Consider the following 14,645-nt stretch of genomic DNA (forward strand, 5'->3'; position numbering starts at 1 on the left):
GAACATTAATCCGCTCCAGGTTCGGTTGGATTGATTCAGTAATATCCTTGGGCACAACCTCTTTGATAGGAGCAAGTTCTACCGGCACCTTGGCATAAAGGACTAAGTCAATATCTTGTCGGTTGGCGACTTCATAGATCACATCCGGAGTGGCTAAACAACCGACCAAATTCACAATCCATAAGGAGATAATATGCTCAACCTTACCTTCTCGTTCTTTCGCCCTTAGATAGTTTAAGAGATCTCTTTGAGTCCTTTCCGCAAAGTCCATTAGGACTCTTCCCACTCTCGCCCTTCTTTGGGGTCTTGGTAGATTCTCAATCGTTGGGTCAAGTTCTAAGGCATTTTTCCTTTCTTTTAGGACAAAGTCAACCGGAATCTTCTGGTCCGAAGAAGATTTCTCTAAGATAGAGATGAGTTGAGGGTCAATTAAGGCAGAAGAAGAGAAAGAGAAGATTAAAAACAAGAAGAGACAAGTTCTAAAAATAACCTTCATATCTCCTCCTTAAAAGTTTCTTTTTCATATCTTTAGCACCTTCCTACTCTTTATCTTTTCTTCCCCAGGTTTGAGGTGATAAAAATAGATGCCTTTTGGTAAAACCTTTCCTCTATCATCCCGACCATCCCAAACCTTCTGAGAAAGGGAGCGAACCAAAATTCCTTGGGCGTTATAGATTAAAATCTCCGCTCCCTTGGGCAGGTCACCAGTAAATATCGTCTTACTGGTAAACGGATTAGGAGAGAAGGAAAGATTAGCCATCGGTATTGATTTTATCTCTTTCACTCCGGGTCGGGATACTACCCTTACCGAATCCAATTGCCAATCATTCGTTGGGTCAATATCTTCAGAAAGTTGGGTGGTGCATTTCACTAAATGAACCCCTAAGGGGAAGGCGAGCCATTCCGGAAAATAAACTGTATCCTCTTCTCCGATATCAAGGGAAAGGGTTGTGTCAATAAGATAGAAATCACCAATCTTAAACCGAACCAAAAATTCTTCTTCCCTTGTGCCGAAGTTCTGAACGATTGCCTTGGGAATTACTACTTCTCCGGAATCAATCTCTCCGATCGGCGCCAAAATGGCAACGGTGCCGACATCATGGATTGGTCTTCGGACAATCACCCAGGTAAAGGAGGTATCATTTCCCGGATTTCTATCCCCACTGAGCGCGGTAAAGGATTTAACGATAAAGGTATCACAGATTGTCGCTTCCCAAGGAGAGAAGGAGACGACCATTGAATCATTCGGTTCCAGACTGATCCAAGCCGAATCCTCATAAATCTCATCTATTAAGAACCAAACCGGTAATTCCGCAGACAGGTTGCCGAAGTTTCTAACTTTAACCGAAGGAATAATTGTTTGCCCGGAGTCAACAATCCCTTGGGGAGCAAAAATCTCTTCCACCCCGCAGTCTAAAACCCCAACCGTCACTTCCCTACTCTGGGCATCGTTATCCGGATAGAAATCTCCTGCCAGTTCCGTAGAGCATCTCACCGGATGGGTGCCAACTTGCACTGCCTGCCAATCGGGAAATGTGAGATAAATTTTTGCTCCAGGACTATGATTAGAAACCGTTGCCGTCTCGTTATAAAAATCACCAATCTTAAACCGAACCGTATAACTCTCTGTACTATTACCATAATTATAAACCGTGCAGGCTGGTGTCACAACCACTCCGGAATCAACAAAGGATGGCGGTGAAGTGATTAACAGACAGCCAACATCCCGCACCCGAACCAAAACTTGTGAAGTTCTCTTATCGTTATTGGGATTCTGGTCATTAGCAAGTTCCGTGGAGCAAGAGACTGCCCAAGTGCCTCTTTGGAGAGCCTCCCAGTTAGGAAATGTGAGATAGACTTTTGTCTGGGGACTGTGATTACTAACAGTCGCTGTCTGGTTATAAAAATTACCAATCTTAAAGCGAACCTGATAACTGACCGTTTGGTTTCCGTAGTTATAAACCGTGCAGGCGGGTGTAGTTGAAGTTCCAGAATCAACCACTGTTGGTGGTGCGGTGATTGCCGAAACTCCAACATCATAAATTGTTGGGGGTGCTAAAACCAGAAAGGAATCAACCCAAAGGTCATTTCTTGAAAACATATCACCAGCCAGTCCAGTAGAGCAACGAACCGAGACATAACCCGGAGGGGATGCGGTCCAACTCGGGAAGTTTACCGTATCTTCAATCCCGGGAGCCAAGGTCTTATTTCTCGTCTCGTCATAAGTTGTCCCAATCCGCATCCGAATGGGAAAGGTCTGAGTGGTTGTGCCAAAGTTTCTGACTATGACCTTAGGCGTAATCACCCGATTAAAACTATCCGCCCCAAATGGCGCAAGGAGAGCCATAATCCCGACATCCGTAGAATATGGTGTATACCAACCATCCAGTTTGTAAAGATAATTATCTGGACTCTGCATAATGCTAATCCAATAGTCCCCATTTCTTGGATCCCAAGCCACACCCCGGGCATTATTGATATAACCCGCCAGATCCGGTAAGCGAGAGCGATGAATAATTGCCGCATTTCTCGGGTCCAACTCAAAAAGGGCACAGGAGTCTAAGGCACCGCTACTGGAAAAATAACTGTACAAAAGCAAAAGACTGGGCCAGTTGGGATTGGAATTGGTATAGTCAAAATCAAGACACCGCGCACCAGCATAACTATAACCAAGATGTCCCAGAGAAAATCTTTCTAAGACCTGACCTAAGGTATCGGTAACATAAAGCGAACAGGGAAATACCCCTTCATCCATCCGGTCAATAAGATAGAGTTTCTTCTCCCTTTCGTTAAAGGCAATCCCCACCGGATAGCGCCGGGCCGGCGATGGGAATTCCCTTAAAAGACTGCCATTATCCGCATTTATCTTATAGACCTTCTTATACTTACTGGAATGAATCCAAATGGCATTATCATAACGGGAAAAAGTAAAATCCTGAAAGGAATCACCGACCGGGGAAGAGATTAAAGAGACGCGAATCGTTTCGGGATAGGCCGGATTAGTAGAATCGGTTGAACGGTAGCGTCGGATATACGGTTGCCAACAATAGACCGCATCCAACTTATTCAACCGACCATTATAACATAACCCATAGAGACCCCAACCAAGACCGCGTAAATCCGGCATCACAAAGGGACCCCAAACAACCGAAGGTGGCGGATCCTTCTCTGCTACTTTTTTCGGTTCTGCCCATTCGCCCGCCTGGCTAAAGGAAATGACTAAAAAGAGACCAACGAGAAAAACCAAAGAGGTCCGCATAAACACCTCCCCTTCCTTAACAAAAAATATAATCTAAATAAAAAAAAAGTCAATTGTTAAAGCCCAATCTCATTCCGCAGAAAAATTATCTGCCTTTTTATTTTCTCAATGGTCTTCCTCTCCCCTTCCCCCAAACCCTTTTTCTCAATCGCCTTTACCTCTTTAATGGAATGGATAATCGCTTCTTCAATAATCAACCGGTGATTTATCATCTTCCCGTCAACCATCACCAAACTAAAGGGAAGTTTTTTCAACCGTTTCCGGCATAAAGCCAAAACTTTTTTTAAGTCAGATAACCCCTCTGCCAGCCGATTCAGTTGAAAAAATGCTTCGGCTCTTAAAGAGTAAATTAGTTCCAAACCAATGGAAGAATCTTCCTTCTCCATCACCCTTGCCAAATCTTCAATTGCCTTCTCGTATTCCCCAATCTCTATAAAGAGATGAGCCCGGTTAAAATAAATAAGTGGCTCATCCGGCTCCATCCTCAAGGCTTGGGCATAATCACCAAGCGCCTGCCAATACATCTTTTTTTCCCAGTAGGCGTTACCCCGATTGAGTAAAGAGGTGGCATCCTGGGCATCATCCGCTATTTGACTGGTAAGAAAATCTTCAAAGACAACCTCATCCCAGGAATCAAAGAAAATTTCTAAAAATCTCTCATCAATTAAGACCTCTTCTCCTTCGAAAAATTCACTGTTGCGAAGGAATCTCTGATAGATTCTCATTATTTCTCTCCAATCCCATTCCTCAAAAGAATCCTCCTCCCCCATTTCTTCTTCGGGGAGGCGAAAATTCACAAGATTTATCAAAAGGTCAAAATTTAATAAAGTCCGCCCATTTTCTGGAATTATCTTCTCCTTTTTGAGTGCTTGAAGAAAATGGTGTAAATACTCCTTCCGCTTTTTCTCCCATTCGGTTTCACTTAATGGGGCATCATACCGACTAACCATTTAGACCGCCTCCACCAAAACCTTCCCTTTTTCTCCTTCAGGGATAGCGATTAAAAAACCCCTCTTTATCCCAAATAGTTTCCGATAAAAATCAAATTCCTCTTTCATCTCCGCTAAGTTTTCTTCTTTCTTATAATAGACAAGATTCGCCACCGCCTCATTTTTGAAAACGAAGTCAAATTTATACTCTACAATCTTATGCCCTTTGTATAAAATATCATAATTACCGCGAGAGAAATCAATTCCGTTTAATCTCAATTCCACACTAATTGCCTCCGGAAAAGGCTTCTCCCCTCCTTCCCGATAGATAAACTCCTTGCCGAAGTAATCATAGACTTCCTGGGCACATCGCTCCAAGGTTTTCTTTAACTCCTGCTCTCTCACCTTTTTTGGTTTCACCACCTCAATCGCCAGTGATTTCTTTGGTCTTTCCACCGTTTCCAAAAGGATTTTATCACTAAAAGATAAGACCGCACCCTCATCAATATTCAAAGAGACCATATAGACCTGTGCCTGCCTCTTGTGTGACTCCGTGATACTTTTCACCGCCTTCAATTCCAGAACCAATTCCTTCCCCCCTCTATTCGCCCAGAGGGGATTGATAATAAGATCCGCTCGCCCGCTACCCACCCGGTAGCCTTTGTAGAGAATCTCAAAATTCCTTTGCCGCTCGTAGGGAATTTTCCGGATGCGCAACTCGTGTGCCAATGCCTCTTCATAAGGTGCTTCTTTATAACCCGCCCCTAAAACTTTTAATACCTCCTCGGCAGCTGACTTTACCTCTGCCAACCAATCCATAAACCCTCCTTAAAACTCATAATAATAAATAATTTCTTCATTACGGGTCGCACCCGTCGGAGGGACAAATTTTCAGTATTCCCAACTCTCCACCGGTGCCAATCCCTCGGAAAAAACCCAAGCCTAATCAAATTGGGGTTCTATCACAATTTTGCCTTCCTTATCAATATAACCCCATTTGCCACCAATTAGACATGGCTTTGGATATGGCTCATAAGTCATTTATACCTCCTGTTTCTTTTTACCCCTTTGGAAAACCTATAAAGGACTTCTCTAATTCTTGGTCTTAACCCCTTTTTCATTAACTTAAATTATACAAAATTTTATCTTAATGTCAAGGGCAAATTTTTATTAAGGTTTTTCCCTTTTTGGGTGTTATATTATATGGAGGCAAATATGGGAGTAAGAGATGCCTTAAAGAGGGTCAAAAAGTATGAGTCCAATTTAGACCCGAATGTGATTGAGAAGAGATACACCCGATTCGGCAGATCAATGCTGGAGCAGATTAGTTCCTACTTCGCCCAAATCACAGAGATTGAGATAAAGACCAAAGCCACCCTCTCCCAATACGACTGCCCAGTCTCAAATTTCCCTTCCTATCTCTGTTACGCCCGAGAGTTATACCGCCTCTCCAATAGATATGCCGGACTTCCCCTATTTAGAGAGATCCGACTTAAAGAGACAAAATGGCACAAAAGGGGCTTAAATTTAGAAATCTTAAAAAGGATTCGGATTGATATCTTTGGCATTATTTTACCGGAGGAGTTATGAGAATAAAGATAAAGAAAAAAGACCCGATTAAGAGGTTTGAGAGAGGTTTGGAGAGATACCACCAAAGATTTGGCTTTCAATTTCCCAAAGCGACCGAGAGGTATCTTAAAGGGACAATTGATTTCTCCTTATTCGTAGAAGAGAGGACTCGTGAGGTCTTAAACGAAAGCGGGATTTCCCTTGCCTTTGCCTGGGCTTACTATGCCTTCGGCCGGAAGGTCTATAAGACTATTAAAAAGGGAAAAATTAATGAAATCCCTTTAATGATTGAAGATTGGGTAAAAAATAAAGGTCTGGCAAAGGAGGTCTTATTGGTAATTACGGAAGTGCTCCAAAATAACTAATCCCAAAAGGGAAAATCCAAAGGAAAGAGGATGAAGGGTAAGAAAGGAGGGTTTTATCTTTATAAAAAGTGGGGGGCGATATAGGGAGCGGTATCGGGGATCTAATAGGGGGCGTAAGGGAAGGTGTAAGGGAGGGCGTAATCCTGTATTTAATAGATGGTCTAATAGAGGGTTTAATGGCGGATATAATAGAGGATGTAATTGGGGGTCTAACCGAGAGTCTAATAGGGGGTGTAATCCCGAGCCGTATCGGGAAGGTAAGGGAGGGTTTAATGGGGGATTTTAAGGGGATTGACTAAATCCTTTTTCTCATTTATATTTTATCGGTGATCAGCGTTAAAGTCTATTCTGGTTATAAGGGAGGGGAAAGACCCCAGGCTTTAGTCATTGAGGGAAGGGAATTACCAGTAGAAATCATCCGGAGGGAATTGAAAGAGGATTACCAAACAAAAGAGCGGAAAGAAATTTTTACTGTTATCGCGGAGAATAAACTCTATAAGATAGAGAGAGACCAAAAGGGAAATTGGCAAGTTTATGAGAAATAAGGAACTGGCAGAGATCTTCTCTCGCATCGCCGATGCCTTGGAGTTCAAAGGGGAGATGGCTTTTAAGGTTATCGCCTACCGGAAGGCGGCAAGGGTCTTAGAGGACCTAACCGAGGATATTGAGAAGATTGCCCAGGAAGGAAAATTGGAGACCCTTCCGGGAATTGGTGAGGGGATTGCCAAAAAGATTGAAGAGTACTTAAAGACCGGTAAGATGAAGAAGTACGAAGAGGCGGTGAAGGGAATTCCCGAAGGTCTCTTAGAATTATTAAATATCCAGAATTTAGGTCCAAAGACCTTAGCCTTAGCCCATAGGGAATTGGGGGTGAAAAATCTTGCTGACTTAAAGAGGGTGATTGAGGATGGCTCTTTGAAAGATCTCTTCGGAATGGGCGAAAAGAAGGTGGAGAATATCAAGAAGGGGATTGAACTTTACGAGCAGGGGAAGAGTCGGATGGGAATTGATGCCGCCTTGGCGATTGCGGAAGAGGTCTGCGCATACTTAAAGAAAAACCCTTTGGTGAAGAGTGTTTCGCCTTCGGGCTCTCTGCGCCGAATGAAGGAGACGATTGGTGATATTGACATCTTAGTTACGGGTAGGGATGGGGCAAAGATTATTGACTATTTCACAAAATTCCCAAAGGCAACAAGGGTCTTAGCCGCGGGTGAGACTAAGGGTTCAATTATGGTTGGTTTGGGTAAGGAGGCAAAGCAGGTTGATATTAGGGTTGTGCCGGAGAAGACCTACGGTGCGGCATTACAGTATTTTACCGGCTCTAAGGCGCATAATATCAAGTTGCGACTTTTAGCGAAGGAGAAGGGGTTAAAAATTTCCGAATACGGTGTCTTTAAGGGAGAGAAGTTTATCGCCGGGAGAACCGAAGAGGAGGTCTATTCTGCCCTCGGCCTTCCCTTTATCCCACCGGAGTTAAGAGAAGACCGGGGTGAGATTGAGGCGGCATTAGCCAATAGGTTGCCAAAACTGATTTCTTATCACTCCATTAAGGGAGATTTACAGGTTCATACCACCTATTCTGATGGCAACGCCTCCTTAGAAGAGGTGGTGAAGATGGCGGAAAAAATTGGCTATGAGTATATTGCGATCACCGACCATTCCCAATCGGTCCGCTACGCCCACGGCTTAGATGAGAAGCGATTAAGAAAGCAGATAGAAGAGATTATGAAGTTAAGGGAGAAGAGTAAGGTAAAAATTTTCACTGGGATTGAGGTTGATATTCTCCCGGATGGTTCTTTAGACTTTCCCGACTCGGTCTTAAAGGAATTGGATGTGGTTGTTGCCGCGGTCCATCAGGGTTTTAAGAAGAATGTGACAGAAAGAATTATCTCTGCTATTGAAAACCCATATGTCGCCATCATTGCCCATCCTTCTGGTAGGTTAATCTCCCGGCGCGAAGGATATGATGTTGACTTGGAAAAGGTCTTAGAATGGGCAAAAAAGTATAATAAGGTCTTAGAACTAAATGCCTATCCCGACCGCTTAGATTTGGATGATTTGCATCTCCGGAAGGCGAAGGATATGGGGATAAAAATTTGTATCAATACCGATGCCCATGGCTCGATGGATATGTATTGGATGCGCTTTGGCATTGGCATTGCCCGGCGGGGATGGCTGGAAGAAGAAGATGTTATCAATACCTATCCCTATCAGAGGTTAATAAAATTCTTAAAGGATTTGAGGAGGTAAATTGCCAATCCTTTATAAGGATGCCGGGGTGGATATTGACCGGCTTAATATCTTAAAGCGAGAGATTGGGAAAAAAGTGAAGAAGACATTTTCCCCAGCGGTCCTCTCTGAAATTGGGCTTTTTGGCTCCCTTTACCAACTGTCGGGTTATAAAGAGCCGGTTTTAGTAAGTAGCGTTGATGGGGTGGGAACAAAACTCTTAATCGCCCAGATGATGGAAAGGCATAATACGGTTGGTGAAGATCTTGTCAACCACTCGGTTAACGATATCCTCACCTTAGGGGCAAAACCCTTATTCTTCCTTGACTACATCGCCTTCTCCGAGATTGAAGATAAGGTTCTTAAAGAAATCTTTTTTGGTCTGAGACGCGCCTGCCAAAAGAATAAAGTCTCCTTAGTTGGCGGTGAGACCGCCCAGATGCCGGGTATCTATCCCAAGGGGGTTTATGACCTGGTCGGTTTTATCGTTGGGGTGGTAGAGAAGAAGAAGATGATCACCGGGAAAAAAATTAAGGAGGGGGATTTGGTCCTCGGTCTTCCTTCTAATGGACTTCACACCAATGGCTATTCCTTAGCAAGAAAGATTCTCTTAGAAGAGAAGAAGTTCCGTTTGGATGAATCACCCTTTCCCTTAAAGAACGAGTTGGGGGATGAGTTATTAAGGGTTCACAAATCTTACTTAAAAGAGGTCTCTCCTTTCCTTTCTTTAATTAAAGGGATTGCCCACATTACCGGTGGTGGTTTTTATGAGAATATCAAAAGAATCTTACCCGAAGGGGTCTCGGTCTTTATCAAAAAGGGAAGTTGGCAAATTCCGGAAATCTTTCGCCTCATCCAAGATGCTGGTTCCATCCCCGATGAAGAGATGTATCGGGTATTCAATATGGGAATTGGGATGGTGCTCTTCGTGGCAAAAGAGAATTTAAGAAGGATAAAGAGCAAAGGGCTAAAGGTGATTGGTGAGGTGAAGAAAGGAAAGAGGGAAGTAGTGATTGAATAGATGTTAAAAGAGGAGAGAAAAAAAATTGTGATTAGCGCCTGTCTCGGTTTTGCCTTCTGCCGCTATGATGGCGGAAGAGATAAGTTTCCTTTTCCCGGAAATCTCAAAAGAAAAATCACCTTCCTACCGGTCTGTCCGGAGAAAGAGATGGGTTTAGGTATCCCCCGTTTCCCAATTCGGATTGTTGAGAAAGGGAAAAGGAGGAGGTTAATCCAATTGAAAACCGGCTTGGACCTGACCAGGAAAATTAAGAAGTGGCGGGAAGATTTCTTAAAGAAACTTAAAGGTATCTCCGGTTTCGTCTTAAAAAGCGGCTCGCCATCCTGTGCCGTTTCCGATGCGAAGATTTATTCCGAATTGAAGGGGAAGAGGGTTTTAAGAAAGGGGCAAGGATTTTTTACCGAAGGGGTCTTGAAAAAATTTCCCAAAAACTTGGTGATTGATGAAAAGAGGCTCCAAGTTATTGGTTGGAAAAAATGGCTTAAAAGTATTGGGGAGGGAAGATGGTAAAGATAAAGCAATTCATTAAAGAAAAGATTGCAGAGATTAAAAGAGAGGTCGGCAAAGAAAAGGTATTGGTTGCAACTTCCGGTGGTGTTGATTCCCTAACCTGTGCCCTCTTAGGTTTTCGGGCGGTTAAAGAAAATCTCTCCTGTGTCTTCATTGACGATGGCTTGATGCGCCTTGACGAAGGGAAAGAGGTGGCAGCCGTATTAAAGAGATTTAAGATACCATTAAAAATCTACGAATACCGGGCCCGTTTCTTCTCCACCCTGAAAGGACTCACCGACCCCGAAGAGAAGAGGAGGGCATTTCGGGATGCATTCTATAACACCCTCGGAGAGATCTTAAAGAAGGAGAATGCCAAATTTTTAATCCAGGGGACAATCAAAGCGGATATCGTAGAGACCAAAGGCGGGATTAAGACCCAACATAATGTCTTGGAGCAGATTGGTATCAATCCCGAAACCTATGGGCTAAAAATCTTAGAACCATTAAAAGATTTATATAAGGATGAGGTGCGGAAGGTGGCAAAGGCATTGGGTTTGCCGAAGGCAATTTACCAGAGGATGCCCTTTCCCGGACCAGGCTTGGCAACAAGAATCTTAGGAGAAGTAACCCCGGAACGGGTGGCAATTTTACAGAAAGCAACAAGGATTGTGGAAGGGATGACGAAAAGAATCCCATCCTTCCAGACCTTTGCCGTCCTCTTATCCGATAGGGCGACGGGCCAAAAAGAAGGGAAGAGGGTCTTTGGTGAGATTATCGCTTTAAGGAGTGTTCAGTCAAAGAATGCCCTAACCGCTAAAATTACCCCTCTCCCCTATCCCCTTTTAGCGAAGATTACGAAGAAGATAGTTGAGGAATGCCCAACGGTCGTTAAGGTTTTATACGACATCACCCCGAAGCCACCTTCCACGATTGAATGGATATAGATTGACGGGAAAAGAAATTAGATTATACTGAGCTATGTTTCCCGAAGAATTGAAAAGAGTTGACCCAGAGATATTTGAAGCCATTTATTTAGAAACGGAAAGGGAACACAAGACCTTAGAACTTATCGCCTCGGAAAACTTCGTCTCGGAAGCGGTCTTAGCGGCACTCGGTTCCGTCTTAACCAATAAGTATGCCGAAGGTCTACCCAAGAAGCGATATTATGGTGGCTGTGAGTTTGTTGATATGGGAGAGATTTTGGCAATTGAGAGGTTAAAGAAACTCTTCGGTTGTGAGCACGCCAATGTCCAGCCCCACTCCGGAACCCAGGCGAATATGGCTGCCTATTTTGCCTTAGCCAATCCCGGTGATACCATCTTCGGCTTAAACCTAACCCACGGTGGCCATCTCTCCCATGGCCATCCGGTAAATTTCTCCGGCAAATACTTCAATGTGATTCATTATGGTGTCCATCCGGAGACCGAGATGATTGACTATGACGATTTATGGAAGATGGCGAAGGAATATAAACCAAAGATTATTGTCTCCGGGGCGAGCGCCTATCCCCGGACTCTCTACTTTGACCGCTTCCAGGAGATCTGCGAAGATGTTGGTGCCTATCAGGTAGCAGACATCGCCCACATCGCCGGTCTTGTTGCGGCTGGCCTCCACCCTTCGCCCATCCCCTTCGCCGATGTTGTCACCACCACCACCCATAAGACATTAAGGGGACCAAGAGGGGCGGTGATTATGTGCAAGGCGAAATATGCCGAGGTTATTGATAAGACGACCTTTCCCGGAATGCAAGGCGGTCCCTTAGAACATGTGATTGCCGCCAAGGCGGTCTGCTTTAAGGAAGCGCTTTCCGAGGAATTTAAGGAATACCAGGGAAAGATTGTGGAAAATGCCAAGACCCTGGCGGAGGAGTTAAAAAATCTTGGCTATCGGTTAGTGGCGAATGGCACCGATACCCATTTGATCCTTGTTGATTTAAGAAGTAAAGGGATAACCGGTCGGGATGCGGAAAATGCCTTAGGCAAGGCGAATATCACGGTTAACCGGAATACCATCCCTTATGACCCCCAAAAACCTTTTGTTGCCTCCGGCATCAGATTGGGGACACCGGCTTTAACCACCCGGGGGATGGGGAAAATAGAGATGAAAAAGATCGCCCACCTAATTGATAAGGTTTTAACCAATATCGGTAACGAAAATGTCTACGCCAAAGTTCGGGAAGAGGTGAAAGATTTGACCGAAAGTTTTCCCCTTTATCAAAAAAGGAGAGAGATTTATGAAAAGATTAAATGAGAGTATCATTGTAGAGATTAAGGGGAGGGAGATTTTAGATTCGCGGGGGGAACCAACCTTAGAGGTGGAGGTCATTTTAGAAAGTGGGGATAGGGGAATCTGTCAAGTTCCCGCAGGAAAATCAAAAGGGGGAAAAGAGGTGAAAGAGTTGCGGGATCAAGATGAGCGCTATGACGGGAAAGGGGTAAAAAAGGCGGTCCAATTATTGGCGGAGATAAAAAAGAGGCTTTGCGGACTTTCCGCCACTGATCAGAAAGCGATTGATGGAATTCTCAAATCGGAAAAGGAGAGGTTAGGTGGTAATACCACCACCGGTATCTCTCTCGCCTGCGCCAAAGCCGCCGCTAACTTCTATTCCCTTCCCCTCTATCTCTATCTCGGGGGTAAAACGGAAAAGTTTTTACCAGTTCCCCTCTTCAATTTAATCAACGGTGGTCTCCATGCCCCAAATAACTTATCAATCCAAGAATTTCTCATTTTACCCCTTGGTGCCCAAACATTTTCCGATGCCCTCCGTTTTGGGGCTGATGTCTATCGGGAATTAAAGAAAATTCTAAAAAAGAGAGGAATCCTCACCGGGGTTGGTGATGAAGGTGGCTTCTGTCCCAACTTAGAAAGTAACGAAGAAGCCTTAAAACTCCTCAAAGCCGCAATTGAAGATGCCGACTACGAACCCGGGGTTGACATCTTTTTAGGTCTTGACTGTGCCGCCAGCAATTTCTATAAAAAGGAAGAGAATAGATACTACCTCCAGCCCGAAGGTAAGAAAGTTACTTCTGAGGAGTTGATAAAAATCTATGAGGATTGGATAAAGAGATATTCTATCATCTCTATTGAAGATGGTCTGGCAGAAGAAGACTGGTCGGGTTGGGAAAAGTTGACCAAAACTTTGGGCGATAAAGTCCAATTGGTGGGGGACGATATCTTTGCTACTAACATCTCTTTTTTGAAAAAAGGGATAGAGAAAGGAGTTGCTAATGCGGTCTTGATTAAACCGAATCAGGTCGGCACCTTAACCGAAACCTTAGAATGTATCGGACTTGCCCAACGCTCTCATTATCAAACCGTAATCTCTCATCGCTCCGGGGAGACCGAGGATACCTTTATTAGCCACCTTGCCTTTGCCACCAACTCTTTTCAGATAAAAGCCGGTGCTCCTTCTCGGGGGGAGAGGATTTGTAAATATAACGAACTATTAAGGATTGAAGAACAAACAAAAGCCGATTATGCGGGAAATTTCCTCTGGAAAAGGAAAGTAAGTTGAAAAAAATTATTCCTTTCCTATTGCTTCTTTTCCTTTTGGGCATCATCTACCTCCCGGGTCCGAATGGTCTTTTTGCCTTAATCCGGAAGAAGATAGAAAATCGGAAATTAAAAGAAGAGATCTCCGACCTGCGAATTAAGAATATCCTCCTGAGGGCGGAGAGGCAAAAGCTCTCCTCTCCCCAATATTGGGAAGAACTGATAAAAAGGAGGGAAGCGAAGAGGGAGAGATGAAAAGGGTTCTTTTCTTATCTTTTTTAATTCTCGCTTATGGTGATAAAGGGCTGCTCCCTTTAACCCGACCGGATATCTCCCTCTATACCCCAGCCCAGCGGGCAATTATCCTCTGGAACGGGAAAAAAGAAGTCCTAATCCTTTCCACCAATGTCTCCGCCCAAGAAAAGACGAAAGCCTTAGAAATCCTTCCTTTGCCTTCGGTGCCTGAGATAAAAGAAGGAGACTTTTCTTACTTTGAAAAGGTATTTAAGTTAATCCGAAAGAATTCACCTCTGCCCAAAGATCTTCCCACCTTTAAGGGTAAAGAGAGGCCCGGAATTGAGATCATTTTTAAGAAAGAGATTGGTCCCCATAACATCACCACCGTTAGGGCTAATGACTATAAAGAGTTTAAGGACTGGACGGAGAAATTCTTAAAGACCTACTCCTTGGGGGGAACTATCCCGGAGCGATTGGCAGATTTGATCGGCGATTATCTAAGAAGAGGAATTAAAATTTTTGCCTTTGACTTGATTGACCTGACCGAAGAAGAAAGTTCTCTAAAACCCTTAATCTACGAATTCTCTTCACCCAAACTCTATTTCCCTTTGCTAATTTCTAACCTCTCCTCTGGTAAGACCGAAATCCAATTGTTCGTTTTTGCCAAAGGAATTCCTGCCATCTGGTTTTCTGACGCCCCCTTAGATTTTGCCTATTACGAGCGTTTAGGGAAGAAGGTGAAGCCAATAATCTTTAAGGTGGCGCAAAAAGATTTCGGGGAAATCTTTCCCCAGTACCGCAATTTCTTCTCCTCTCCCCCTTATTTCACCTCCCTCCATTATTCTGGGGATTTGACTGAATTGAAGTCTGACCTCAACTTTAGCCAACTTCTTTACCTAAAAGAATAAGATAAAAACTATGGTTGTGTACTTGGTTAAGACATCGTTACCAGCCATAAGGTGGCAATAATCAGGAGAATAATAATCTAAAATAATAACCGGAAAATTAGCAAAATTCTCATTTAAATGAGTTAATCCTAAAGATTTGAGTTT

At 43.8% G+C, this 14,645-nt stretch carries 17 protein-coding genes; 12 read left to right on the plus strand and 5 right to left on the minus strand.

Annotation, left to right across the window (positions count from 1 at the left end; genetic code table 11):
- From ABIL00_07260 to ABIL00_07280, 5 genes are all read right to left on the minus strand, one after another.
- Positions 1-496: hypothetical protein (locus tag ABIL00_07260; protein ID MEO0110555.1), on the minus strand; the 496-nt coding region annotated here is incomplete at its 3' end.
- Positions 497-520: 24 nt separating this feature from the next.
- Positions 521-3,259, minus strand: a complete 2,739-nt coding sequence (locus ABIL00_07265; GenBank protein ID MEO0110556.1) for a T9SS type A sorting domain-containing protein — start codon at positions 3,257-3,259, stop codon at positions 521-523.
- A 56-nt stretch (positions 3,260-3,315) separates the two neighbouring features.
- Positions 3,316-4,209: a tetratricopeptide repeat protein gene (locus ABIL00_07270; GenBank protein ID MEO0110557.1), complete on the minus strand. Its 894-nt coding sequence runs from the start codon at positions 4,207-4,209 to the stop codon at positions 3,316-3,318.
- Positions 4,210-5,007 carry a GxxExxY protein gene (locus tag ABIL00_07275; GenBank protein ID MEO0110558.1) on the minus strand — a complete coding sequence of 266 codons (798 nt, stop codon included), beginning with the start codon at positions 5,005-5,007 and terminating at the stop codon, positions 4,210-4,212.
- Positions 5,008-5,130: 123 nt separating this feature from the next.
- Complete coding sequence (locus ABIL00_07280; protein MEO0110559.1) at positions 5,131-5,229, minus strand: WG repeat-containing protein; 99 nt, start codon at positions 5,227-5,229, stop codon at positions 5,131-5,133.
- Positions 5,230-5,403: 174 nt separating this feature from the next.
- Between ABIL00_07280 and ABIL00_07285 the strand changes: the two genes are divergently transcribed.
- The 12 genes from ABIL00_07285 (at position 5,404) to ABIL00_07340 (ending at position 14,501) form a co-directional block, all read left to right on the plus strand.
- Positions 5,404-5,778 (plus strand): hypothetical protein, encoded by a 375-nt coding sequence (locus ABIL00_07285; protein ID MEO0110560.1) that lies wholly within the window; start codon positions 5,404-5,406, stop codon positions 5,776-5,778.
- The gene (locus tag ABIL00_07290; GenBank protein MEO0110561.1) at positions 5,775-6,122 is read left to right on the plus strand and encodes a hypothetical protein; all 348 of its coding nucleotides are present in this window, start codon (positions 5,775-5,777) and stop codon (positions 6,120-6,122) included. Before ABIL00_07285 ends, ABIL00_07290 begins: the two co-directional genes overlap by 4 nt.
- A gap of 68 nt (positions 6,123-6,190) precedes the next feature.
- Positions 6,191-6,421 (plus strand): hypothetical protein, encoded by a 231-nt coding sequence (locus tag ABIL00_07295; GenBank protein MEO0110562.1) that lies wholly within the window; start codon positions 6,191-6,193, stop codon positions 6,419-6,421.
- A 27-nt stretch (positions 6,422-6,448) separates the two neighbouring features.
- The gene (locus ABIL00_07300) at positions 6,449-6,667 is read left to right on the plus strand and encodes a hypothetical protein (GenBank protein ID MEO0110563.1); all 219 of its coding nucleotides are present in this window, start codon (positions 6,449-6,451) and stop codon (positions 6,665-6,667) included.
- Positions 6,657-8,372 carry a DNA polymerase/3'-5' exonuclease PolX gene (polX, locus tag ABIL00_07305; protein MEO0110564.1) on the plus strand — a complete coding sequence of 572 codons (1,716 nt, stop codon included), beginning with the start codon at positions 6,657-6,659 and terminating at the stop codon, positions 8,370-8,372. Before ABIL00_07300 ends, polX begins: the two co-directional genes overlap by 11 nt.
- Before the next feature lies 1 nt (position 8,373).
- Positions 8,374-9,372 carry a phosphoribosylformylglycinamidine cyclo-ligase gene (gene purM / locus ABIL00_07310; GenBank protein MEO0110565.1) on the plus strand — a complete coding sequence of 333 codons (999 nt, stop codon included), beginning with the start codon at positions 8,374-8,376 and terminating at the stop codon, positions 9,370-9,372.
- Positions 9,373-9,882, plus strand: a complete 510-nt coding sequence (locus tag ABIL00_07315) for a DUF523 domain-containing protein (GenBank protein MEO0110566.1) — start codon at positions 9,373-9,375, stop codon at positions 9,880-9,882. It abuts the gene before it with no gap.
- Entirely contained in the window at positions 9,876-10,808 is a 933-nt protein-coding gene (locus ABIL00_07320; GenBank protein MEO0110567.1) for an ATP-binding protein, read from the plus strand. The genes ABIL00_07315 and ABIL00_07320 overlap by 7 nt, the downstream gene beginning before the upstream one ends.
- Before the next feature lie 34 nt (positions 10,809-10,842).
- Positions 10,843-12,114, plus strand: a complete 1,272-nt coding sequence (glyA, locus tag ABIL00_07325) for a serine hydroxymethyltransferase (protein ID MEO0110568.1) — start codon at positions 10,843-10,845, stop codon at positions 12,112-12,114.
- Positions 12,098-13,378, plus strand: coding sequence for a phosphopyruvate hydratase (eno, locus tag ABIL00_07330; protein ID MEO0110569.1), 1,281 nt, complete (start codon positions 12,098-12,100; stop codon positions 13,376-13,378). The genes glyA and eno overlap by 17 nt, the downstream gene beginning before the upstream one ends.
- A complete protein-coding gene (locus tag ABIL00_07335) occupies positions 13,375-13,611 on the plus strand; it encodes a hypothetical protein (protein MEO0110570.1) in 237 nt (78 codons plus the stop codon). The genes eno and ABIL00_07335 overlap by 4 nt, the downstream gene beginning before the upstream one ends.
- Positions 13,608-14,501 carry a DUF2330 domain-containing protein gene (locus ABIL00_07340; GenBank protein MEO0110571.1) on the plus strand — a complete coding sequence of 298 codons (894 nt, stop codon included), beginning with the start codon at positions 13,608-13,610 and terminating at the stop codon, positions 14,499-14,501. The genes ABIL00_07335 and ABIL00_07340 overlap by 4 nt, the downstream gene beginning before the upstream one ends.
- The last annotated feature ends 144 nt before the right edge of the window (positions 14,502-14,645 follow it).

The sequence above is a fragment of the candidate division WOR-3 bacterium genome, from assembly GCA_039801905.1.
Taxonomy (GTDB): Bacteria; Hydrothermota; Tepidihabitantia; order Tepidihabitantales; family JBDRVQ01; genus JBDRVQ01.